The organism is Stenotrophomonas sp. STEN023 (assembly GCF_056760135.1).
In genome coordinates this window covers 1-22,681 of sequence record NZ_JBRREF010000025.1, presented here as the reverse complement: position 1 = coordinate 22,681, position 22,681 = coordinate 1, and the positions used below count along the sequence as shown (strand labels likewise).

12 protein-coding genes are annotated in these 22,681 nt (G+C 63.0%); 7 read left to right on the top strand and 5 right to left on the bottom strand.

Annotated elements, in window-relative coordinates:
- Positions 1-204 precede the first annotated feature (204 nt).
- The 3 genes from ACVOLV_RS09440 to ACVOLV_RS09430 all read left to right on the top strand — a co-directional run bounded on the left by ACVOLV_RS09440 (position 205) and on the right by ACVOLV_RS09430 (position 4,073).
- Positions 205-1,686, top strand: a complete 1,482-nt coding sequence (locus tag ACVOLV_RS09440) for an MFS transporter (protein WP_481554154.1) — start codon at positions 205-207, stop codon at positions 1,684-1,686.
- Positions 1,686-3,401: an alpha-amylase family glycosyl hydrolase gene (locus tag ACVOLV_RS09435; protein WP_481554153.1), complete on the top strand. Its 1,716-nt coding sequence runs from the start codon at positions 1,686-1,688 to the stop codon at positions 3,399-3,401. The genes ACVOLV_RS09440 and ACVOLV_RS09435 overlap by 1 nt, the downstream gene beginning before the upstream one ends.
- A gap of 291 nt (positions 3,402-3,692) precedes the next feature.
- The gene (locus ACVOLV_RS09430) at positions 3,693-4,073 is read left to right on the top strand and encodes an SseB family protein (RefSeq protein WP_481516101.1); all 381 of its coding nucleotides are present in this window, start codon (positions 3,693-3,695) and stop codon (positions 4,071-4,073) included.
- A gap of 32 nt (positions 4,074-4,105) precedes the next feature.
- Here the strand turns inward: ACVOLV_RS09430 and ACVOLV_RS09425 are convergent, their stop codons facing one another.
- Positions 4,106-5,137, bottom strand: coding sequence for a LacI family DNA-binding transcriptional regulator (locus ACVOLV_RS09425; protein WP_481554152.1), 1,032 nt, complete (start codon positions 5,135-5,137; stop codon positions 4,106-4,108).
- A gap of 275 nt (positions 5,138-5,412) precedes the next feature.
- Here ACVOLV_RS09425 and ACVOLV_RS09420 point away from each other — a divergent pair, with 275 nt between their 5' ends.
- Positions 5,413-5,964, top strand: coding sequence for a single-stranded DNA-binding protein (locus ACVOLV_RS09420; protein ID WP_481554151.1), 552 nt, complete (start codon positions 5,413-5,415; stop codon positions 5,962-5,964).
- 311 nt (positions 5,965-6,275) lie between these two features.
- Here ACVOLV_RS09420 and ACVOLV_RS09415 read toward each other — a convergent pair whose 3' ends face one another.
- From ACVOLV_RS09415 to ACVOLV_RS09400, 4 genes are read right to left on the bottom strand one after another with little or no spacing between them, the layout of a single operon-like run.
- Positions 6,276-7,142, bottom strand: coding sequence for a sugar phosphate isomerase/epimerase family protein (locus tag ACVOLV_RS09415; protein ID WP_481554150.1), 867 nt, complete (start codon positions 7,140-7,142; stop codon positions 6,276-6,278).
- Positions 7,143-7,161: 19 nt separating this feature from the next.
- The gene (locus tag ACVOLV_RS09410; RefSeq protein WP_481554149.1) at positions 7,162-8,286 is read right to left on the bottom strand and encodes a Gfo/Idh/MocA family protein; all 1,125 of its coding nucleotides are present in this window, start codon (positions 8,284-8,286) and stop codon (positions 7,162-7,164) included.
- Between the two features lie 12 nt (positions 8,287-8,298).
- Positions 8,299-9,516 (bottom strand): nucleoside permease, encoded by a 1,218-nt coding sequence (locus tag ACVOLV_RS09405; RefSeq protein WP_481554148.1) that lies wholly within the window; start codon positions 9,514-9,516, stop codon positions 8,299-8,301.
- A 27-nt stretch (positions 9,517-9,543) separates the two neighbouring features.
- Positions 9,544-10,596: a sugar phosphate isomerase/epimerase family protein gene (locus ACVOLV_RS09400; protein ID WP_481554147.1), complete on the bottom strand. Its 1,053-nt coding sequence runs from the start codon at positions 10,594-10,596 to the stop codon at positions 9,544-9,546.
- A 94-nt stretch (positions 10,597-10,690) separates the two neighbouring features.
- Here ACVOLV_RS09400 and ACVOLV_RS09395 point away from each other — a divergent pair, with 94 nt between their 5' ends.
- From ACVOLV_RS09395 to ACVOLV_RS09385, 3 genes are all read left to right on the top strand, one after another.
- Positions 10,691-11,707, top strand: coding sequence for a LacI family DNA-binding transcriptional regulator (locus tag ACVOLV_RS09395; RefSeq protein ID WP_481554146.1), 1,017 nt, complete (start codon positions 10,691-10,693; stop codon positions 11,705-11,707).
- Between the two features lie 553 nt (positions 11,708-12,260).
- Positions 12,261-13,958: a ShlB/FhaC/HecB family hemolysin secretion/activation protein gene (locus ACVOLV_RS09390; protein WP_481554185.1), complete on the top strand. Its 1,698-nt coding sequence runs from the start codon at positions 12,261-12,263 to the stop codon at positions 13,956-13,958.
- A 102-nt stretch (positions 13,959-14,060) separates the two neighbouring features.
- A partial coding sequence (locus ACVOLV_RS09385; RefSeq protein ID WP_481554145.1) for a two-partner secretion domain-containing protein occupies positions 14,061-22,681 on the top strand: 8,621 nt, incomplete at its 3' end.

Below are 22,681 nucleotides of genomic sequence, written 5' to 3'. Positions count from 1 at the left end.
CTCAACTCCGGGTTCTGGTCGGCGCACCGCCCTTCAGGGTTGGCACGTGGCGCCACTATTCCCCGGTGGAGGCCGCTGTGGGCGCAATGCCGCATTGAATACGTATGCAACAGCGGTGCAGATCACAGGTGCGCCCTCTAACATGACCGCAGCGCATCCGCGCCCAACATCGCATCCGTGATTCCCGGAGGGGGGAAGCGCTTGATGAATAGCAAACCGCAGCTGTCGTTCTGGCAGATCTGGAACATGTGTTTTGGCTTCCTGGGTATCCAGTTCGGCTTCGCGCTGCAGAACGCCAATGCCAGCCGCATCTTTGAAACGCTGGGCGCGCCGATGGATGCGGTGCCGGGGCTGTGGATCGCCGCACCGCTGACCGGGCTGCTGGTGCAGCCGGTGATCGGCTATCTGTCCGACCGCACCTGGACGCGCTGGGGCCGCCGCCGCCCTTATTTCATGATCGGCGCGGTGCTGACCACGCTCGCCCTGCTGGTGATGCCGAACTCGCCGACCCTGTGGATCGCCGCCGGCACGCTGTGGGTGCTGGATGCCTCGATCAATATCTCGATGGAGCCGTTCCGTGCCTTCGTCGGTGATCAGTTGTCGCCCAAGCAGCGCCCAGCCGGCTTCTCGATGCAGAGCTTCTTCATCGGCGTGGGCGCGGTGGTGGCCAGCTTCCTGCCCTTCATCCTTGCCCACTTCGGTGTGGCCAATACGGCGGGCCTGGGTGAAGTGCCGGATACCGTGCGTTACGCCTTTTACTTCGGCGCGGCGGTACTGCTGCTGGCAATGAGCTGGACGGTGTTCAGCACGCGCGAGTATTCGCCGGCCGAGCTGGCCGGCTTCGATGATGCGGAGCCGTCCGCTGTGCATTCGACGCAACGCGTCGGCGGCTTGCCGCAGTGGAGCCAGATTGGCCTGTGGCTGGGTCTGGGCGTGTTGCTGGCAGCGTTGATCGCCTGGCGCCAAGGCGACCGCATGCTCTACGTGCTGGCCGGCCTGTGCGCTGCTTACGGTTTGCTATTGGGAATAGCGCGGGTGCTGCCGGGCACGCATATGCTGGCCACCATCGTCGATGACCTGCGCAGCATGCCGGGCACGATGCGGCGCTTGGCATGGGTGCAGTTCTTCTCCTGGTTCGCCCTGTTTGCGATGTGGATCTACACCACCGCAGCGGTGGCGGGCACGCACTTCGGTTCCACCGATACGCAGTCGGCCGCGTACAACGAAGGCGCGAACTGGGTAGGCGTGTTGTTTGGTGCCTACAACGGCTTCGCCGCCGTGGCGGCGTTGGTCATTCCGCTGATGGTGCGCGCCATCGGCCTGCGCTGGAGCCATCTGGTCAATCTGTGGCTGGGCGGCTTGGGCCTGATCTCGCTGATGCTGATCAAGGACCCGCATTGGCTGCTGCTGTCGATGGTTGGCGTCGGCTTTGCCTGGGCCTCGATCCTGTCGCTGCCGTACGCACTGCTGTCGGACAGCGTGCCGGCGGCGAAGATGGGCGTGTACATGGGCATCTTCAATTTCTTCATCGTGATCCCGCAGTTGGTTGCCGCCAGCGCCTTGGGCTTTGCCCTGCGCAACTGGCTGGGTGGCGATCCCATCCATGTATTGGTGCTGGGCGGTTGCAGTCTGTTCGTGGCTGGCTTGTGCGTGCTGCGGGTTCCGTCGCAACAGGAGGTGGTGTGATGCGTAGTCGATTGGCCGTAGCGGTTTGTCTGGCGCTGGTGGCAGGTTCTTCCTTGGCTGATGACAGGCCGGACTACATCGGTACCACCGAGCCATTCGCCAGTGATGCGGTGTACTTCGTGGTCACCGACCGCTTCGTCAATGGCGATACCAGCAACGACCACCGCGACCAGGGCGGCGAGCATCCCACCTTCGATATCCCGGTGCCGTGCCCGGACAAGATCGACGGCAACATCGGCTACCTCGGCGGTGACTTCAAGGGCGTGCTGGACAACGCCGACTACATCCGCCAGCTCGGCTTTGGCGCGGTATGGATCACGCCGATCATCGACAACCCCGATCAGGCCTTCACCGGCAGCAAGCCGATCAGCTGCACCAGCACGCTGACCGATCGTGGCAAGACCGGTTACCACGGCTACTGGGGCATCAATTTCTACAAGCTGGACGAGCATCTGCCGAGCGCTGATCTGGATTTCGCTGGGCTGACCAAGGGCCTGCACGACGCCAAGCTGAAAGTGGTGCTGGATATCGTCGGCAACCACGGCTCACCGGCCTGGACCATGCCCAAGCGACAGCCGCAGTTCGGGCAGATCTTCGACAAGGACGGCAAGCTGATTGCCGACCATCAGAACCTCGCCCCGGACAAGCTCGATCCGAAACACAGCCCGCTGCATGCGTTCTACAACAACATCGGCCCGGTCGATGGCAGCAAGGGTTCGATCTTCGACGGCAACCTGGCCGAGCTGTCGGATTTCAACGAGCACAATCCGGCAGTGATGGATTACCTGGTGGGTGCCTACCTGCAGTGGACCGCGCAGGGCGTGGATGCCCTGCGCATCGACACCATCGGCTGGCTGCCGCATCCGTGGTGGCATGAATTCGTAAACCGCATCCGTGCCGAGCACCCGGGCATGTTCATGTTCGGCGAAGCCTTCGATTACGACGCTGCCAAGATCGCCGAACACACCTGGCCGGCGAACGCCAACGTCAGCGTGCTGGACTTCCCGCTGCGTGGTGCGTTGTCGTCGGTATTCGGCAAGGAGCAGAAGGGCTTTGAAACGTTGGCCGAAGCGCTGCATCTGAGCGGCGGCCCGTATGCCAATCCCTATGCGTTGATGAGCTTTTACGACAACCACGACATGGCGCGTCTGGATGCCAGCGATGCCGGTTTCATCGACGCGCACAACTGGTTGTTCACCGCCCGCGGCATCCCGGTGCTCTATTACGGTTCGGAAACCGGCTTCATGCGTGGCCGCGCCGAACATGCCGGCAACCGCGCGTACTTCGGTCAGCAGCGGGTAGATGAAGCAGTACAGAGCCCCATCTTCGCGCCGCTGCAGCGCATCGCCAAACTGCGTGAAGCCACGCCGGCATTGCAGCGCGGTCTGCAGGTAAATGAACGACTGCAGGGCGATGAGGCGGTGTTCTACCGCGTGCTGCAGCATGGTGATACCGCGCAGACGGCGCTGGTGCTGCTGAACAAGGCCGATGCTGCACGTTCGTTCGAGGTGAGCCAGTACCTGCAGGCCGGGCAGTGGCGTGATGTGCTGGGTGGTGGTTCATTGAAGGTGAAGAGTGCGCTGAAGACTGAAGTGCCGGCGCATGGCGTCAAGGTGTTTGTGTTGGAAGGGCAGGTCTTGCAGCCGGAGCTGCGTGCGCAGTTGGATGCTGCTATGGCGGATCAGCAAGCAAGGGATAAGCGACTCGCGCAGTAATCTGCTTTAGCCCCTCTCCCGCTAGCGGGAGAGGGGTTGGGGTGAGGGCAGCTTTAGCTCGCTAATCCAACCCCGCGCAAAGAGCACCCCTCCCCAACCCTCCCCTTTGCTGCGCAAAAGGGAGGGGGCCGTTCACGTGCAGCTGGAGGCTTCGCTTGTCTCCCTCCCTTTGCCGAAGGCAAGGGGAGGGCCGGGGAGGGGTAGCTTTCGCTACTGTCTCACCTCCAGCCTCTGCGACTCCCAAAGCCCCACCCGCTACAATCCGCCCCCAGGCATTCCCGGCGGCACCGCATGAACCAGCTTCCCCCGCAAACCCCCATCGAAACCCTGTTGCAGACCGCAATGGACGGCAAGCTGCCGATCCGCGCCTTCATGCAGGCCTTCGTCGCCTCCGAGGTGGTGCTGCTCACCGGCAGCCTGGTCACGGCCGATGGCAGTGGCTTCGACCCGCTGCTGTTCGACAAGCAGGGCGTGCTGCATGTGGCGGTGTTCACCGATATGGCGCGGGTTGGCTTCCACCAGCAGCAGGCACCGCACAACATCCGCATGCTGATGCTGGACGTGCTGCGTCGCGTGCCAGGCGGCTACGGCGTGGTGATCAACCCTGGCACGCCATTGGGATTTGAAATTTCGCCATCCGGCGTGGGCGAAATCCTCAAGGATTTCAGCTGAGCCAAGGCATGCAGCGGCACTGGCTGCGCGAATCACACGCCAATCGATGATTCCCGCACCACCAGCTTCACCGGAATGGTGAGGCCTTCCACCGGTTCACCGGCAATCAGACTCAGCAGCTTGTCGACCAGCAGCTGACCGGCCTGCTTGGTGTCCTGCTGCACCGTGGTCAGTGGCGGCGATACCGATGCCGCCAGCGGAATATCGTCAAAGCCGGTAACCGCGATGTCCTGCGGCACGCGCAGGCCGCGCTCGCGCAGGGCGCGCAATGCTCCAATTGCGATCAGGTCACTGGCCGCGCAGATCGCATCGAAGTCCTTGCCACTGTCGAGCAGGGCGATGCAGGCGGCGTGGCCGGAGTCTTCGGTGGTGATGGCGTCGTGCTGCAGCGAGGGATCTGCCTTCAAACCGCGTGCGGCCAAGGCTTCGACATGGCCGCGGTAGCGCTCTTCGAATTCGGGATAGTGGCTGGACGCGTGGCCGAGGAAGGCGATGCGCTGGCGGCCCTGCTCAAGCAGGTGCGCGCTGATATCAAAGCCGCCCTGGAAGTTGTCGCTGCCGATCGATACGCCAGGCTGCCCCGGCAGGGCCGCACCCCAGCGTACGAAATGGGTGCCTTGCTCCACCAGCCGCTGCAGCCGCTCCACCGATTCGTGGTAGTCGCCATAGCCGAGCAGGATGATGCCGTCGGCCTTGTTGCTGTCCTCGAAGTCGGCATGCCAGTCGCTGGACAGCTGCTGGAACGAGACCAGCAGGTCCAACCCCTTCAGCGCACAGGCGCGGGTGATCGAGCCCAGCATCGAGTGGAAGAACGGGTTGATCAACGAGTCATCGTTGGTCGGGTCTTCGAAGAACAGCAGTGCCAGCGTGCCGGACTGCTGGCAGCGCAGGCTGGAGGCGTTCTTGTCGACCTTGTAGTTCAGCTGGCGGGCGATATCGAGGATGCGCTGGCGGGTTTCGGCATTGACCATCGGGCTGCCACGCAGCGCTCGCGACACCGTTGGCTGCGAGACGCCGGCCATGTGCGCGATATCCAAAGAGGTGGCTTTGCCCTTGATGACCATCTTGACCAGCAATATGAACGACGTCTGGCATCATGCCATGCGGTCGTCGAAACGGGGCAGGCTGGGGCCAGTATGCCCCGCCAGCCGGGCGATTCCGGCGCTGGCGGGCGAACCCTCCGGACCTCGTCCGGGCCGCTGGCAACCCCGGCTGGGCCAGCGCAAGCCTTACGCCACAAGGGCTGCAAGGATTGGCTGCTATCTGTCGCCGGACAGATATAATACGTCGGCTATTGCCCGCATCCGGCGGGTGGACCCCAACGGAAGAGTAGGAACCTATGGCCCGCGGCATCAATAAAGTCATCCTCGTCGGCAATCTCGGCAACGACCCGGACACCAAGTACACCCAGGCCGGCATGGCGATCACCCGCATCAGCCTGGCGACCACCAGCGTGCGCAAGGACCGTGATGGCAACCAGCAGGAGCGTACTGAATGGCACCGCGTGGTGTTCTTCGGCAAGCTCGGCGAGATTGCCGGTGAATACCTGCGCAAGGGCAGCTCGGTCTACGTCGAAGGCGAACTGCGCTACGACAAGTACACCGGCCAGGACGGTGTGGAAAAGTACACCACCGACATCGTCGCCAACGAAATGCAGATGCTCGGCGGCCGTGGTGAAGGCGGCGGCGGTGGCATGGGCGGCGATCGTCCGCAGCGCCAGTCGGCCCCGCGCCAGCAGCAGGGTGGCGGCCAGGGCGGTTACGGTAACCAGGACCAGGGCGGCGGTGGCGGCTACGGCGGCGGTCAGCGTCAGCAGCAGCGCCAGGCTCCGCCGCAGCAGCAGTCGGCTCCGCCGATGGACGACTTCGCTGACGACGATATTCCGTTCTAAGACATACACGCTTGTTGGTAGTGAAATAGATCCAAGAGAAGGCCCGCTTTTCAGCGGGCCTTCTTTGTTTCAGTGATTGTTCTGTTCAAAGCGCCATTACATGGGTCGGTGCGCAGGCTCCATCGAGCGTGAAGGTAGGCTCCCGCACGCAGCGGCGATAGTGGTGTCACTGCGTGCGATGCAGTTCATTGTGTAGAGCTGTGCACCGGCTGCAGGGTCGTCCTCTTGCGCCACGCCGGAGTCACAAGCGTCCTCCGGCAGAGAAACACGGCCACCCAGCGGATAGTTCTGAAGCTGGGCTGCTTCGCGCGTTAGTGCTGTTTACTGGCTGGCTGAGTGGCGGGCAGGTATTCACGCAGGTAGTCCGCACCGGTCTGAATGACCTTGGCCGGGTCACGTGGCTGGTCGTGCTCGATGATGTACCACTGCACGCCGGCCTCAGCTGCGGCAGGCAGGATCGAGGGCCAGTCCAGCACGCCCTGGCCGACCGCAGCGAAGCCGCCTTCGTCTTCTGCCTGGCCTTTCGGCGCATTGTCCTTGGCATGCACGGCAAACAAATGGCCCCGGAACTTGCCCAGCATCACTGCCGGGTCCAGGCCAGCACGCGCGACCCAGGCCAGGTCCAGTTCGGTCTGCAGGTCAGGTCCGGCAGCTGCGAACAGCAGTTCCAGGCCGGTTGTGCCATTGAAATCGACCAGCTCGAAGTTGTGGTTGTGGTAGGCCAGGCGCATGCCCTTGTCGCGCACCTGCTTCGCGAGCCGGCCCAGTTCCTGGCCCAGTGCGGTCCAGCCTGCGGCATCGCTTGGGCGACTGTCCTCGAACAGATAAGGCACCACCAGCATCGTGTTGCCGATCGACCGGTTGTAGGCCACCACACCGTCCAGGTCCTTGCGCAGATCGGTCAGCAGTACATGAAATGAAATCGCCTCGATCGAATACTTGTCCAGCAGCTGCTTGAGTTCCGAAGCGCTGACGTTTTGTGTGCCAGCTATTTCCACCGCGTGCACGCCCGCGTCGTGGACGATCTTCAACTGCTGCTCGAACGAGCCGGCATTGCGCAGTGTGTACATCTGTACCGCGATGGGCTTCTGCGGGCTGACGGCTTCGCGCGCGAAGGCGGGCAGGGCAGCGAGCAACAGGAGGGCGAGAGTTACAGTTTTGCGAGCACAGATGTTCATCAAGAGATCCTCGTGGAATTCAACCGATGGTGGTCCAGGCGCGTGTCCTGGCCGATGTGACAACGTGATCAACGATGCGCGCTGAGCGCAATCCGTCTTCGAAGGTGGGCAGGCCGTGCGGCTGCTCCCCCTCGATGGCGCGATAGGTGTCGGCGACAAACGCCTCGAAGCAATGGTCGTAGCCCTGTGCGTGCCCGGCCGGCAAAACCGACAGCCTGCGTTGTTCGGCACTGCCGGCGCCGGGCCCACGTACGAAAAACTCTTCGCGCTGGTCGGGCAGGCCGATCCACAGCCGCTCGGCGTCCTCTTGGTTGAATGCCACGCTGGCCTTGGCGCCATCGATCTCGAACCAGAGGCGGTTGCGGCGCCCTGCCGATATCTGGCTCACCGTCAACGATGCCAGCGTCCCGGCGCTGGTCCTGAACATTGCCGCAGCCACGTCCTCGCTCGCTACCGTCTGCATTGCGCCATGGGCCGCAGGTGTGGCGAAGCTCTTGCCGGTGAGGGCGCCGCGTTCGGGGATAACGGTGTTGAAGGTGGCGCTGACCTCGGCGAAGCGCTCGCCGCTGGTCCATTCCACCAGATCGCACCAGTGCGAACCGATGTCGGCGAACACGCGCGACGCGCCGCCCAGCACCGGGTCCACGCGCCAGTTGTTGCTGGCAGGGTCCAGCAGCCAATCCTGCAGGTAGCTGCCGTGGATCAGGTGCAGCGGCCCCAGCTCTCCTTGTGCGATGCGCGCGCGCGCCTCGCGGATTACCGGGTGGTAGCGGTAGACGAACGGGACCGTGGCGACCAGTCCGGTCGAGGCGGCCAATGTTGCCAGCGCCTGCGCGTACTCCAGGGTCGTGGCCAGTGGCTTCTCGCAGATCACGTGCTTGCCGGCCTCCAGCGCAGCCTGCGCCATCGGGCGGTGCAGATGGTTGGGCGTGCAGATGTGCACGACCTGTACCTGTGGATCGGCGACCACCTCCTCGATGTTCCGATAGGCGCGGGGGACATTCCACGACTGCGCCATTTCGCGTGCGCGCTGCGAAGAAGAGGCCGCCACGCCGCGCACTTCGGCGCCGGCCAGCAGTGCAGCGCGGCGGTGCACGGCACCAATCATGCCGGCGCCGACGATGGCGATTCCAAGCTTTTGCATCGGTTGCGGTCCTCAGGGAGTGGAAGGTGCGGCCACGACTAGCGGCCGGTCGCGGAACAACAACAGGAAGGCGATCAGTACGATCAGCGCGACGCCTGCGGGGAAAAACCAGATCCGCTGCCAGTCCGGTCCTGCCGCAGTGGTGAAGTGCTCCACCACCGCACCGGACAGAAACGTGCCGATCAGCATGCCCACGCCGTACGTGGCCAAGGTAATGAACCCCTGTGCGCTGCTGCGCGCGGCGGGGCCGGCATGCGCATCGGTGTAGATCTGGCCGGTGACGAAGAAGAAGTCGTAGCAGATGCCATGCAGCACGATGCCGATCACCAGCAGGGAGAAGCCGCCACCCGCATCGCCAAAGGCGAACATGAGGTAGCGCACCACCCACGCCGCCATGCCCAACGCCAGCATCGTCTTGACGCCCAGTCGCAGGAACAACAAAGGCATGGCCAGCATCAGCAGCACTTCGGAGACCTGGCCCAGGGATTGCAGGCCGGCCGCACCGTGCACGCCCAGATCGTTGAGGTACTGATTGGTGAAGTTGTAGTAGAACGCCAGCGGTATGCAGATGGCGATGGATGCAAGGAAGAACACCAGGTACGAGCGCGACTTCAGAAGCCGCAGCGAATCCAGGCCCAGGATCTGCCCCAGCCCGACCTCACGCTGTCGCGCCAACGGCGGCGTATGTGGCAGGGTGAATGCATACAGGCCCAGCGCCAGCGACGCCATCGCTGCCATCCGGAACGTCAGCTCGAGATGGTGCGACTGCTCCCAGCCCAGCCAGCCGATCAGCACGCCCGCTACGATCCAGCCGACGGTGCCGGCCACCCGGACCAGTGGGAATTGCTTCTCGGCTGAGTGCATGTGCCGCATCGCCACGCTGTTGGCCAGTGCCAGGGTCGGCATGAACAGCAACATGTAGCCCATGATGCAGGCGGAGAACATGCTGAAGTTGCTTGCTGTGGACGCCAGCCACATGAATAACGCGCCGGCCAGATGCAATACCGCGAGGATGCGCTGCGCCGCGAAGTAGCGATCCGCGATCAGGCCGACCAGGAAGGGGGCGACGATGGCGCCTATGGATTGGCTGAGGAAGGCCGTCGCCACCTGGCTTGGGCTGGCCAGCAGCGGGCCATGCACAAGATAGGTTCCCAGGGTCACGAACCACGCTCCCCAGATGAAGAACTGCAGAAACATCATCGCGCCCAAGCGCGACATGGTGTGCGTCATGGCTTGCCCTCCCAGGGCAGTAGTGGCTCAGAGTCCCAACATGTGGCGCATTGATTCAGATTCGGTAGCGCTGTCGGCAAAGTCGTCGAAGGCGCGCTCGGTCACACGGACGATGTGGTTGGCGATGAAGGCGGCGCCCTCGCGCGCGCCGTCTTCCGGGTGCTTCAAACAGCACTCCCACTCCAGGACTGCCCAACCCGGAAAGTCGTATTGCGCGAATTTGGAAAAGATCGCCTTGAAATCGATCTGGCCGTCGCCGAGCGAACGGAACCGCCCGGGACGATCGATCCAATCCTGGTATCCGCCATAGACGCCACTGCGCGCACTGGCGCGAAACTCGGCGTCCTTGACGTGAAAGATGCCGATACGCTCGTGATACCGGTCAATGAAACCCAGGTAGTCGATCTGCTGCAGCAGCAGGTGGCTGGGGTCGTACAGGATCTTGGCGCGAGGGTGGTGGTCCACCACATCGAGGAAGCGCTCGAAGGTTGCACCGTCGTGCAGGTCTTCGCCGGGGTGGATCTCAAAGCACAGGTCCACGCCGCAGGCATCGAAGGCATCCAGGATGGGCCGCCAGCGGCTGCCGAGTTCGGCGAAGGCTGCTTCCACCAGGCCTGGTGGGCGTTGCGGCCAGGGATAGAAGTAAGGCCAGGCCAGCGCGCCGGAGAACGTGGCATGCGCGGTCAGCCCCAGGCGCTGGCTGGCCTTGGCGGCCAGCAGCAGTTGCTGCACTGCCCACGCCTGGCGGGCTGCAGGATCGCCGCGCTTGTCCGGCGGTGCGAATCCGTCGAACAGGGTGTCGTAGGCAGGATGGACGGCGACCAGTTGCCCTTGCAGGTGGGTGGACAGCTCGGTGATCTGCAGGCCGTGCGCGGCCAGCGTGCTGGCGACATCATCGCAGTAGGCCTGGCTCTGCGCTGCCTGCGACAGATCAAACAGTTGGGGAGCGTTTGTGGGTACTTGTACGCCAGAATAGCCCAGGCCCGCAGCCCAGGCGGCCAGCGTGTCCAGCCGATCGAACGGAGAACTGTTACCGATGAACTGTGCCAGGAACAGGGCAGGACCTCTAAGCGTTTTCAACGGAATTCGCCTTGATGCAATCGATTGCATCACCCTAGCACGGGTCTCCCGCAGACGCGTTGTGCATCGCGCCACGAAAGGAAATACGTAAGCCATGGCAACCATCTACGACATTGCAAAGCACGTCGGCGTTTCTGCCGGCACGGTGTCACGCGCGCTCACCCGGCCCGACAAAGTCCTGCCGGCCACGCGCAAGCGCATCGAGCAGGCGGCCGCCAAGCTGGGCTATGTCCCCAACACGGTCGCCAGGACACTCAAGACCCAGCGCAGTGGCAAGATACTGGTCACCGTCCCTGATATCGCCAATCCGTTTTTTGCACAGATACTGCAGGGCGCGGAGGAAGCAGCGCAGGCGGTCGGCTATGCCGTACTGCTAGGCGATACCCAACATCAACCCGACCGTGAGGAACGCTACGCGCAGATGCTCCGTCGCAATGAGGCCGATGGTCTGATCGTGCTGGGGCATCGCCTTCCGCCAACGGCGCGCGAAATCGTCCAGCAGCAGGGTGACGCCGCGCCGGTGGTCAATGGATGCGAGTTCGACCCGACCTTGGGCATCCCCAGTGTCCACATCGACAACGCGGCTGCCGCCCGTGCTGTGATGGAGCATCTGTATGGACTGGGGCATGAGCGGATCGCCGTGGTGGGCGGGCCGTCGGACAATCCCCTGCACCAGCAACGGATGGAAGGGGTTCGCGCCGCGGCCAGGACGCGCGGTCGGCTGCGTCACCTGCGCATCGTGCCGGGCGACTTCTCCTTGGAATCTGGCCATGCCGCCGCGCTGGCGCTATTGGCCCACCCGCAGGCGCCGGCTGTGCCGACGGCGATCTTCTGCTTCAGCGATCAGATGGCATTGGGCGCGCTGGCAGCCTGCCGGGATAGGGGCATCCGTGTGCCGGATGAGCTGTCCATTGTTGGCTTTGACGACCTCGCGTCCTCCAGTTTTCTCACGCCGCCGTTGACGACCATCAGACAGCCCATGCGGGAGATCGGCGTCCGCGCGGTCAACCTGCTGCTGGCCATCATCGAGCGTGCCGATGTGCCGCTTCAGCAGACGCTGGATTTCAGCTTGATGGTACGAGGCTCGACTGGCGCGCCGAAGGGGGGATGAGGATAGCGGCGGCCATGATTTGGCGCAGTTCTCAATCAGGGGGGAGGTTTCAACCGGCCTCGTTTTGACTGATTTACCCGTTTGAGCTGAAGTCCAAACCATTGGAGGTTCTAGCAACACACTGGCGTCAAGCCACTCAAGCGCTCTGGATCACAGACTCGGGTCACCGGAAATGTGCACAGCCGTCTCAATCATTGCTGGAGGCGGGCGTTGTTCTAAACGCAATGCATTTGCATGGCCTTCTCTGTGCCTGTGTGGGCGAAGTTCGATAGCTTGGTTATGACTAAATGTCAATTGGAACTGGCCTGAAAAGTACATCAAGTTTCTTGTGAGACAGCAAAAGTTGATGTTTTGCTAAACTAGGCACCGAAGTTTTGCTCATTGGGGGCAGATGCAGTCGGGGGAGAACGGGATGTTGCCGCTCTCGACTACAGGGCCGATGTTTCCCGGAATGGCGCGCAAGCCCCGGCCATTTCGTGCAGCAGGATACTGCGGTTACTCAAGGACAGTGGTTGCTATGGGGTGCAAAGGATTGCGGGTGCGTGGCGCGTGGATGACGCGCCAGCGGGTTTTGGCGGGTGCATGCGCGGCCTTGCTTGGAAGCAGCGCTGTGCAGGCGCAGACAGCTGATGCAAACGCTCAGGAGCTGCTGCGGCAGCAGGAACGCGAGCGCGTGCTGCGCGAGCAGCAGGAAGCGCAGCCGGATGTGCGCTTGCAATCAACATCGGAAGCGATGGTAGGACGCTTGCCCGCAGACGAAGCGCCGTGCTTCGTCATCAATCATATCTCCCTGGAAGGCGACGATGCGCAGCATTTCCGCTGGGCCTTGAAGGCTGCCGATCCCAAGGACGATCCTGCCATTGGCCATTGTCTTGGCACGGCTGGCGTCGACATCGTGATGAAGCGCGTGCAGAACGCGATCATCGCCCGTGGCTATGTCACTACCCGTATCCTCGCCGCGCCGCAGGATCTGAAAAGCGGCAAGTTGGTATTGACGGTGGTGCCGGGTCGTATCCACGCCATCCGTTTCGCCGACAGTGCACAGTCGCACCCAGCGCTGTGGAATGCCATGCCGGCCGGCCCTGGTGATCTATTGAACCTGCGTGACATCGAGCAAGCGCTGGAGAACTTCCAGCGTGTACCAACGGCGAGGGTGGATATCCAGATTGCCCCGCCTGCCGAAGGCGCAGAGGCCAAGCCTGGCGAAAGCGATCTGCTGATCAGCTGGAAGCAACGCTCCAAACTGCGGACAAACCTGACCCTCGACGATTCCGGCAGCCAGTCCACCGGCAAACTGCAGGCCGGCGCTACCGTGTCACTGGACAATCTCGCGGGCTTGAATGACCTGTTCTATTTGAACCTCGGCAAGTCGGTGTTCAACGGCAGTGGCCGCGACACCGACAGTTGGGCCGCGCACTACAGCGTGCCGGTTGGCAAGTGGCTGTTAGGCGTCAATGCGAGCAAGTACGACTACAGCCAATCGGTTGCCGGCGCCTACGAAACCTATGTGTACAGCGGCGCCAGCCGCAATGCGGAAGCGCGGCTGACACGCATGCTGTTCCGCAATGCCAGCTTCAAGACCAGCGGCTATGTGCGGGCCTGGTACCGTGACTCGAACAACTTCATCGATGACACCGAGATCGAGGTGCAGCGCAGACGCATGGCCGGTTGGGAGCTGGGGCTTGCGCACAAGCACTTCTTTGGCAACAGCACGCTGGATGCCGGTGTTGCCTATCGGCGCGGAACTGCAGCATTCGATGCGCTGCCTGCACCGGAAGAAGCCTTCGGCGAAGGCACCGCGCGTGGCCGGGTGATAACCGCTGATGCGCAGTTGATGGTGCCGTTCAAGCTGGGCAAGCAGCCGGTGCGTTACACCAGCAGCTGGCGCGCGCAGTGGAATCGGTCACTGCTGGTGCCACAGGACCGCTTCTCCATCGGCGGCCGCTACACCGTGCGTGGCTTTGACGGCGAGATGTCGTTGAGCGGCGAACGCGGCTGGCTGCTGCGCAACGAGCTGGGCTTTGCGCTCGGTGGCGGGCAGGAGGCCTATCTGGGCGCTGATTACGGGCGTATCGGTGGTCCGTCCGCGCGCTGGCAGATGGGCGATTACCTGGCTGGTGCGGCCATCGGCCTGCGAGGTGGCGTTGCGCATGCGCAATGGGACTTCTTTGTCGGCAGCCCGCTGCACAAGCCCGCCGGTTTCCCAACCGCTTATACGACGTTCGGCTTCAGCCTGAGCGCCTCGTTCTGATACCCGGCGGCCACGCTGGCCGCACGCATATGGAACTTGCCGCCTGCATCCACATGGACGGGCGGCATGTCACACATCCAAGGATAGAAAGGAAGCAATGCCATGAATCGTATTTACCGTCTGGTCTATAACCGTACCCTCGGCGTGTGGCAGGTAGCGTCGGAACTGGTGAAGGCGGCGCGCGGCGGCCGTAGCAGCAGCGCTGGTCTGTCGATGGCGGCATTGCATCCGGTGAGCTTTGGTTTGTGGCTGGCGTTGGGCTGGGTTGGCCTGGCACAGCCAGTCACCGCGCAACAGGCGCCCGGCGCACAGGCTGGCCGCATCATTGCCGATCCCAGCGCGCCGGAGCGGCAGCGCCCGACGGTGGTGACATCGGCCAACGGCACGCCGCAGGTGAATATCACCACGCCCAGCGCGGGCGGTGTATCGCGTAACACCTATAGCCAGTTCGACGTAGGCAGCGAAGGCGCCATCCTCAACAACTCGCGCGGCAATGTGCAGACCAAGCTTGGTGGCTGGGTGCAGGGCAATCCGTGGCTGGGCAAGGGCACGGCGCGGGTCATCCTCAACGAGGTCAACAGCGCCAACCCCAGCCAGCTGCACGGCTACGTGGAAGTCGCCGGTGATCGCGCGCAGGTGGTCATCGCCAACCCGGCCGGTATTTCGGTGGATGGCGGCGGCTTTCTCAACGCCAGCCGGGTCACCCTGACCACCGGCACGGCCATCGTCAATGGCGGTGTGCTGGATGGTTACCGCGTAGATGGCGGAGCGGTACGCATCAGCGGTGCCGGCCTGGATGCCAGTGAGGCCCACTACACCGACATCATCAGTCGTTCGCTGGAAGTGAATGCCGGCATATGGGCCCAGCAGTTGCAGGCCAGCCTCGGCAGCAACGTGGTCAGCGCCGATCACGGCCAGGTCAGCGCACAGGCAGCAAGTGGCAGCGCACCGATGTTCGCACTGGACGTGGGCGCACTCGGCGGCATGTACGCCAACAAGATCTGGCTGGTCGGCAACGAACACGGCGTGGGCATGCGCAATGCTGGCAAGATCGGTGCGCAGGCGGGTGAGCTGGTGGTGACGGCCGAGGGCCTGCTGGAGAACCGTGGCACGCTGCACGCGCAGGACAACGCACGCATCTCCTCGCAAGCTGGCATCGCCAACAGCGGCACCATCAGCGCTGCCAATGAAGCCAAGCTCAGCACTGCGGCACAGCTGGACAACAGCGGCGGCATCATCAATGCCCGTCGGGTGGAGGCCAACGCGCAGTCGCTGCGCAACCATGGCGGCAGCATCGAGCAGACCGGATCGCAGTCATTGCTGATTGCAGCGGGCGGTCTCAGCAACCGAGCTGACGGGCAGATCGGCAGCGTTGAAGTTGCAGACGCAGGTAACGGCAATGGCAATGGCAATGGTAGCGGTACAGGTGGTGGAAACACCGGTGGCGAGAACGGCGCCGGTAACGGTAACGGTGGCACAGAGGGCGGCACCGGTAGCGGTACGGGCAATGGCAATGGCGACACGCCACTTGCTTCGGGTGCACTGAACATCGCCCAGTCGTTGGACAACGACGCGGGACAGATCAACGCACTTGGCTCGCTGCAGCTGGCGGTAAGCTCCGGCCTGGACAACAGCGGCGGCAAGCTGGGTGTTGATAGCCTGCAGGTCAACGGTGGTGACCTGCGCAACGTAGCCGGCACCTTGCGGGTACAGGGCAAGGCGACGGTGGATGTGACCACCATCGACAACGCAAAGGGCACGTGGAGCGTATCGGATACGTTCGCCCTGAACGCGCTTTCCCTGTTCAACCAAGGCGGCAGCATCGAGCAGGCCGCCAAGCAGGCGGCGACCTGGACGGTGCGCGGTTTGGTGGACAATAGCGCGGGCACTTTCCACAGCAACGCGCAGTCGCTGACGCTGGTATTCGGTAACCTGATCAACCCCGACGGCAGCCTCAGTCATGCGGGTAGCCAAGGCCTGACCCTGCACACGGCCGCAGTTGATGGCCAAGCCGGTGTCATCACCACCGCGGGTGCTTTGAACCTGAGCGCCACGAATGTAGACCATCGCGACGCAGTGCTGCAGGCACAGCAGTTGAGTGTTGATGCGACGAACTTCAATAACCGTGGCGGCACGGTCGTGGCGACCGGCCAGCAGGGCAACCGCATCACCGTGCAGGGCACGCTGGACAACAGCAGTGCTGGCACCATTGCCAGCAATGGCGATCTGTCCCTGAAGGCAGCCACGCTCGGCAATGCCGGTGGCACCGTGCAGAACGCCGGCGCCGGCGCGCTCGATATCGATGCCGACAGGCTGGACGGTCAGGGCGGCACCTTGTTGAGTAATGGCACGCTGAATATTTCGGGTCGGGACACCGATCTGAGCAAGGGCAGCACGTCCGCGCAACGCATCAGTATCACCAGCCAGAATCTGAGTACGGCCGATGGGCAGCTCTCGGCCACCGGCAATGAAGCCCTGCGCTTGAACGTTGGCAACCGTCTGGACAACAGCGGTGGCAGCATCGGCAGCAATGGCGCCATCAATCTGGTTGCCGGCAGCCTGTTGAACCAGCAAGGCAAGCTGATTGCCGTGGGCAATGCAGAAACCACCCTGCAGATCAGCGGCAAGCTGGACAACAACGGTGGCGCCATCTCCAGCAACGGCAATCTGCATGTGCAGGCAGGGCAGGTGAGCAACATCGACGGTACGCTGTTGGCCGCGGAGGACACAGACCTGCTGTTGCAGGTGGACGGCAAGCTGGACAACAGCGGCGGCGGGCGCATTGCCGCCGGTGGCGAGCTGACCCTGCAGGCCGACGTGCTAGACAACAAGGGCGGTGCGATTGAGCACGCGGGCGATGGCCTGCTGGATATCGCCGTCAACACGCTGCACGGTGCTGGCGGCAAGATCATCGGTAATGGTGATCTTGAACTGCAAGGCGAAATCCTCGATCTGCAGGGCGGAACCACGCAGGCCAAGCGCCTGCAGGTGCAGGCCGGTAGCCTGAACACGGCCGGCGGTAGCTTGGTCTCCACCGGCAAGGACGTCCTGCGACTGCAGGTGCACGACGTGCTGAACAACGATAGCGGAACCATCGCTGCCAACGGTGCGCTGGCACTCGCCGCTGGAACGGTATCCAACCGCGGCGGTACGCTCAGCGCGGCGGGTACGGACGAGAGTTCCGTGCAGGTGGATGCAGCGCTGGATAACAGCGGCGGCACCATCGCCAGCAACGCGGATACATTGACGCTGGGTTCGGGCGTCCTGGTCAACGAGGACGGCACCATCAGCCATGCCGGCGCAGATGCCTTGGTTCTGCAAACCGGCCAGCTTGATGGTCAGCGCGGCACGATTGCCAGTGCAGGTAGGTTGACGCTGACCGCTGCGAAGGTGGATCACCGCGACGCCACGCTCAGTGCCACGCAGCTCACGGTAGATGCACGCAGCTTCGACAACCGCGGTGGCACCTTGGTCGCAACCGGGCAGCATGCCAGCACTATTACCGTGCAGGATGCGCTGGACAACGGCGACGCTGGCACCATCGCCAGCAATGGCGATCTGTCATTAAAAGCGGCGACCCTCGGGAATGCCGGCGGCACCGTGCAACATGCCGGCAGCGGCACACTCAGCATCGATGCCAATACCTTGAATGGCCAAGGTGGCACCTTGCTCGGCAACGGCACCCTGAATATCAGAGGCCAGCATACCGACCTGAGCAAGGGCACCACTTCGGCCCAGCGCATCAGCATCACCACCACGGACCTGAGCAATGCCGCGGGCCAGCTCGCTGCCACCGGAGCCGATGCACTGCATCTGCAGGTGGGCAACCGCCTGGACAACAGCGGCGGCAGCATTGGCAGCAATGGTGCTGTCGAGTTGAGCGCCGGTCAGTTCATCAACAGCCAAGGCAAGCTGGTTGCCGCCGGCAACGGCGCCAGTACGCTGAAGGTCGACCAGCTGCTCGACAACAGCGGCGGTGCGCTGTCCAGTAACGGTGATCTGAGAGTAATCGCTGGTCAACTCAACAACGCCGGCGGCACGGTGTTGACCGCAGATGAAGCAAGCCTGCAGCTCACAGTAGGCGGTCTTCTGGATAACAGCAACGGCGGCCGTGTTGCAGCCGGTGGTGACCTTGGCGTGGCAGCAGACGTCCTCGATAACCGGACCGGTACGATCGAGCACGCTGGCGAAGGCACGCTGGATATTGCGGTAAACGCGTTGCACGGCGCGGGCGGCAAGATCATCGGCAACGGCGATCTCAAGCTGCAAGGTGAAACGCTGGATCTGCAGGGTGCAACCACCCAGGCCAAGCGTCTGCAGGTGACCGCCGGCAGCCTGACAACGGCTGACGGCGTGCTGGTCTCGACCGGCGTTGATGTGCTGCAGCTGCAGGTTCGGGATCTCCTCAACAATGATCGCGGCACGATTGCCGCAAACGGCGCTTTGGCGCTTGAGGCTGGCCGCTTGTCCAATCGAGGCGGAACGCTCAGTGCGGCTGGCAACGGCAATAGCCTTCTGCAGGTAGATGGTGAGCTGGACAATAGTGACGGCACCATCGCCAGCAATGCGGAATCGTTGACGCTGACATCGGGTAGCCTGGTCAATGAAGACGGTACCATCAGCCACGCTGGCGAAGGTGCTTTGGTCCTGCAGACAGGTAAGCTCGACGGCCAGCGCGGCACCATCACCAGCGCAGGGGCGTTGCAGTTGACTGCAGGCCAGGTGGATCACCGCGACGCCACGCTCAATGCCAAGCAGCTGACCGTAAATGCTGCTGGCTTCGACAACCGCGGCGGTACCGTGCTCGGCACGGGCCAGCAACTCAACAGCATCACGGTGCAAGGCGCGTTGGACAATCGCAATGGCGGCACCATCGCCAGCAACGGTGATTTGTCGTTGAAGGCTGCCACGTTCGGCAATGCCGGCGGTACGGTACAGCATGCTGGCACCGGCACGTTGAGCATCGATGCCACTACCTTGAATGGTCAAGGCGGCACGTTGCTGGGCAACGGGGTGCTGAGCATCACCGGCCAGCACACCGACCTGGGCCATGGCACCACGTCGGCACAACGCATCACCATCACCACCACGGACTTGAACAATGCCGGTGGCAAGCTATCGGCAACCGGTAGCGAGGCGCTGCGGCTGCAGGTTGCCAACCGTTTGGAAAACAGCGGTGGCAGCATCGGCAGCAACGGCAACTTTGATGTGAGCGCAGCTGCCTTCATCAACAACCAGGGCAATCTGCAGGCCGCCGGTTCCGCCGGCAATCGGCTGGATGTAGCGGGGGCGCTGGATAACCGTGGTGGCAGTATCCTTGCCGCCGGCGACACCCGCATCGATGCCGGTAGCGTCGACAACCGTGGTGGAACCCTGCATGCAGCAGGCGATTCGCAGTTGATCCTCGCTGTTGATGGCCTGCTCGACAACAGCGACAAGGGCACGGTCTCCAGTGGCGGCGACGCCAGCATCGGCGCAGCAACGCTGAACAACGCAGGTGGCAGCATTGCGACCGGCGATGCGTTGACCGTGACCACCAATAACGCAGTCAACAATACCGCGGGTCTGCTACAAGGCGGTAGCTCGCTGCAACTGGCCAGCAATGGCCTGCTCAATAGTGGCGGCACCGTGCTGGGCAACAGTGTCAGCATCGATACGCGCGGCCATGTGCTCGATAATCGCGACGGCGCGCTTGCCAGCCTGGCCGGAGCATTGGACATACGCAGTGGCGTACTGGATAACAGCGCGGGTCTGATCCAATCAGCAGCGGCGCTGAGCATTGATACCGCCGGGCAGCAACTGAGCAATCTCAATTCTGGCAGCGCGGGTGGCATCGTCAGCGCGGGAACGCTGGATATCAGCAGCGGCAATCTCGACAATCGCGCCGGTGTCGTGTTCGCGCAGGGTCAAGCGCAAGTGCGTGCTGGTGCCGTCGACAACACCAGCGGTGGTTCGCTGGTGAGCGCAGCCAACCTGCTTGTCCAGGCACAGGAGCTTGCGAACAGCGGTGGCGAGGCAAAGGCTGGTGCCGATGCGACCATCAATCTACAGGGTGCGCTGGATAACAATGCGGGCTTGATAGCATCCAGCGGCAGCTTGCAGGTAACTGCAGCAACGGTGGACAACCGCAATACCGCCGGCACCCCGACCTTGGGGCTGCAGGCTGGGAATTTGCAGCTCACTGCACAGAGCCTGGACAACCGCCAAGGCCAACTGATCGCCGACAACGATGCCCGTCTGCAGCTAAACGGGCAATTGAACAACAGCGGTGGCCAGATATCCACGGGGAGCAGCCTGGTGGTAGGCGCCGATGCCGTCCTCAACACCGGCGGCACGCTGGTGTCTGGTGGCAATCTGCAGCTGGAAGCCCGTCATCTGTCCGGCGACGGCAAGGTGTGGTCGCAGGGCGACGCCACCTTGAACCTGGTGGAAGGCTTCACCAACACCGACGAAGTGGCAGCCAACGGCAAGTTGACCCTCAATACCCAAGGCGCGCTCGATAACCAGGGCAAGCTGCAGGGTGGCGGTGTGGAAGTGCACGCCAGCAGCATCAACAATGCCTTCAACGCTGAGATCAGCAGTGCGGGCACTACCCATCTGGTTGCCGACGGTGCATTGGTGAACCGTGGGCTGCTGGATGGCGTGGTGAACCATCTGCAGGCTGGGCAGCTGGAGAACGTAGGCAGCGGGCGCATCTACGGCGACCACGTCGCCATCGAAGCCGGTAGTTTGAACAACCGCGCCGAAGTGCTCAATGGCATCACCGCTGCGGCCACCATCGCCGCCCGCGAGCGTCTGGATCTGGGCGTGCAGGGGGTACTCACCAATAGTGGGCAAAGCCTGATCTTCAGTGACGGTGATGCGGCCATCGGCGGCGCCCTGGATGCCAACCGGCTTGCTACCGGCGCTGCGCAGAAGATCGACAATCTGGGCTCCACCATCGAGGTGTCCGGCAACCTGGATATCGCCGCGCTGGCTGTGAACAACATTCGTGAGAATGTGGTGGTCACCCAGGAATCGAGCTCCAGCACCGCGCAGTTGAATCAGCCGAGTTGGTGGAACAACGGGGGCAACAACACCAACAACATCCGCAATTCGTCCAATTACCAGGCACATGAAATCTACTACCTGAGCCCGGATGACATTCTGGAAGACACGCCGTACATCACCCCGGACGGCTATGTGCTGCGCAAGGCGGTGGTCAAGGTAAACGCACAGACCACAGCGTACTTCTTCGGTCGTGGCGCGCTGAACGGTGCCAAGGGCGAGCGTTCGCGCATCGATCTTGCAGACGGCACCATGACCATTTATTACAACGGCCGCCAGGACAACCAGAGCAATCCGGATCAGGTGACCAGCGGTGCGGATGATCCGTTTGCCGAACTCAGCGGGGTTGGGCCGGGCTCGCCGGCCTTCAGCTATGTCAGCGACAACCTGACCTACAGCAATGCCTATGGCACCTGCACCACCAACTGCGTGCAGCTGACGGCATGGCATGCCTACACAGACCCGGACAGCATACTGATCTACCCCAATCGGTACTCTACGAGCAACACCAGTGGCAACGAGCGCTACCGGTTGGCTACGCACAGCATCGTGGAGGATGTAGTGCAGTCGGCCGGCCCCGACGCCATCATCCATGCCGGTGGCAATATGCGCATCGACACCGATGCGCTGACCAACAAGTACGCGCGCATAGCTGCCGGTGGAAACCTGGCCATTGTTGGTTTGAACAAGGCCGAGTCCAGCGTGGAGAACATCGCGTTGGAGTTGTACCGCACGCATTCGTTCAAGAATGTGTCGGTTACCTTCGGTGGCGCCCGCCACAACTGGACCAATCCGGATATCTCCGAGAAAACTGGTCAGCTGGGTGGCCAGATCACCGCTGGCGGCACTTTGACGGTGGATGTGGGCGACCTGAGCAACCTCAATGACGGTCGCAACCCGCCAAACGTGCAGGAGGGCCTTCAGTTCGGCAACGTGAACACTGGTGGGCCTGCCGGTGGCAACCTCGGCCCGGGTGCCGGCCAGGTGCAGGGGCCGGGCGCAAGCAACGGACAGAGTGCAGGTGTAGCGGTCGGCAACGGCCCGAAAACGGTGGCGGACAGCGGTGGTAGTGGCGGCGTCGGCACTGGCCGTCTGCAGGACGTGCTCGGCAAGATCGCCGCAAAGGTCGCATCTGACGCGCCTGATGCCGCCCAGCAGGGCGGGCAGGGTGGTGCCAACGTTGGCGACGGCGCCTCGGCGGTGACCGGTGCAACTGCTGTAAAAGCCAATGGCGATGACCCGGCGCTGATTATTGCCGGCACGTTGGACAACACGGCACCCAACGCCAGTCTGTTCAAGGTTGACGCCAATCGCGGTCAGCACCTGGTGGAAACCGATCCGCGCTTCGCCGATTACCGCAACTGGTTGAGCTCGGACTATCTGCTGACGCAGATGGGCTTTGACCCGGTCCACATGCAGAAGCGCCTGGGCGATGGCTTCTACGAACAGAAGCTGGTGCGTGAGCAGATCGGTGAGCTCACCGGTCGCCGCTTCCTCGACGGTTACGCCAGTGACGAGGACCAGTACCGGGCCCTGCTGGAAGCCGGTGCCACCGCCGCCAGCAAGTGGGGCTTGCGTCCGGGCATTGCCCTGACCGCCGAGCAGATGGCGCAGCTGACCAGCGACATCGTCTGGCTGGTTGAGCAGACCATCACCCTGGCCGATGGCTCCACCAC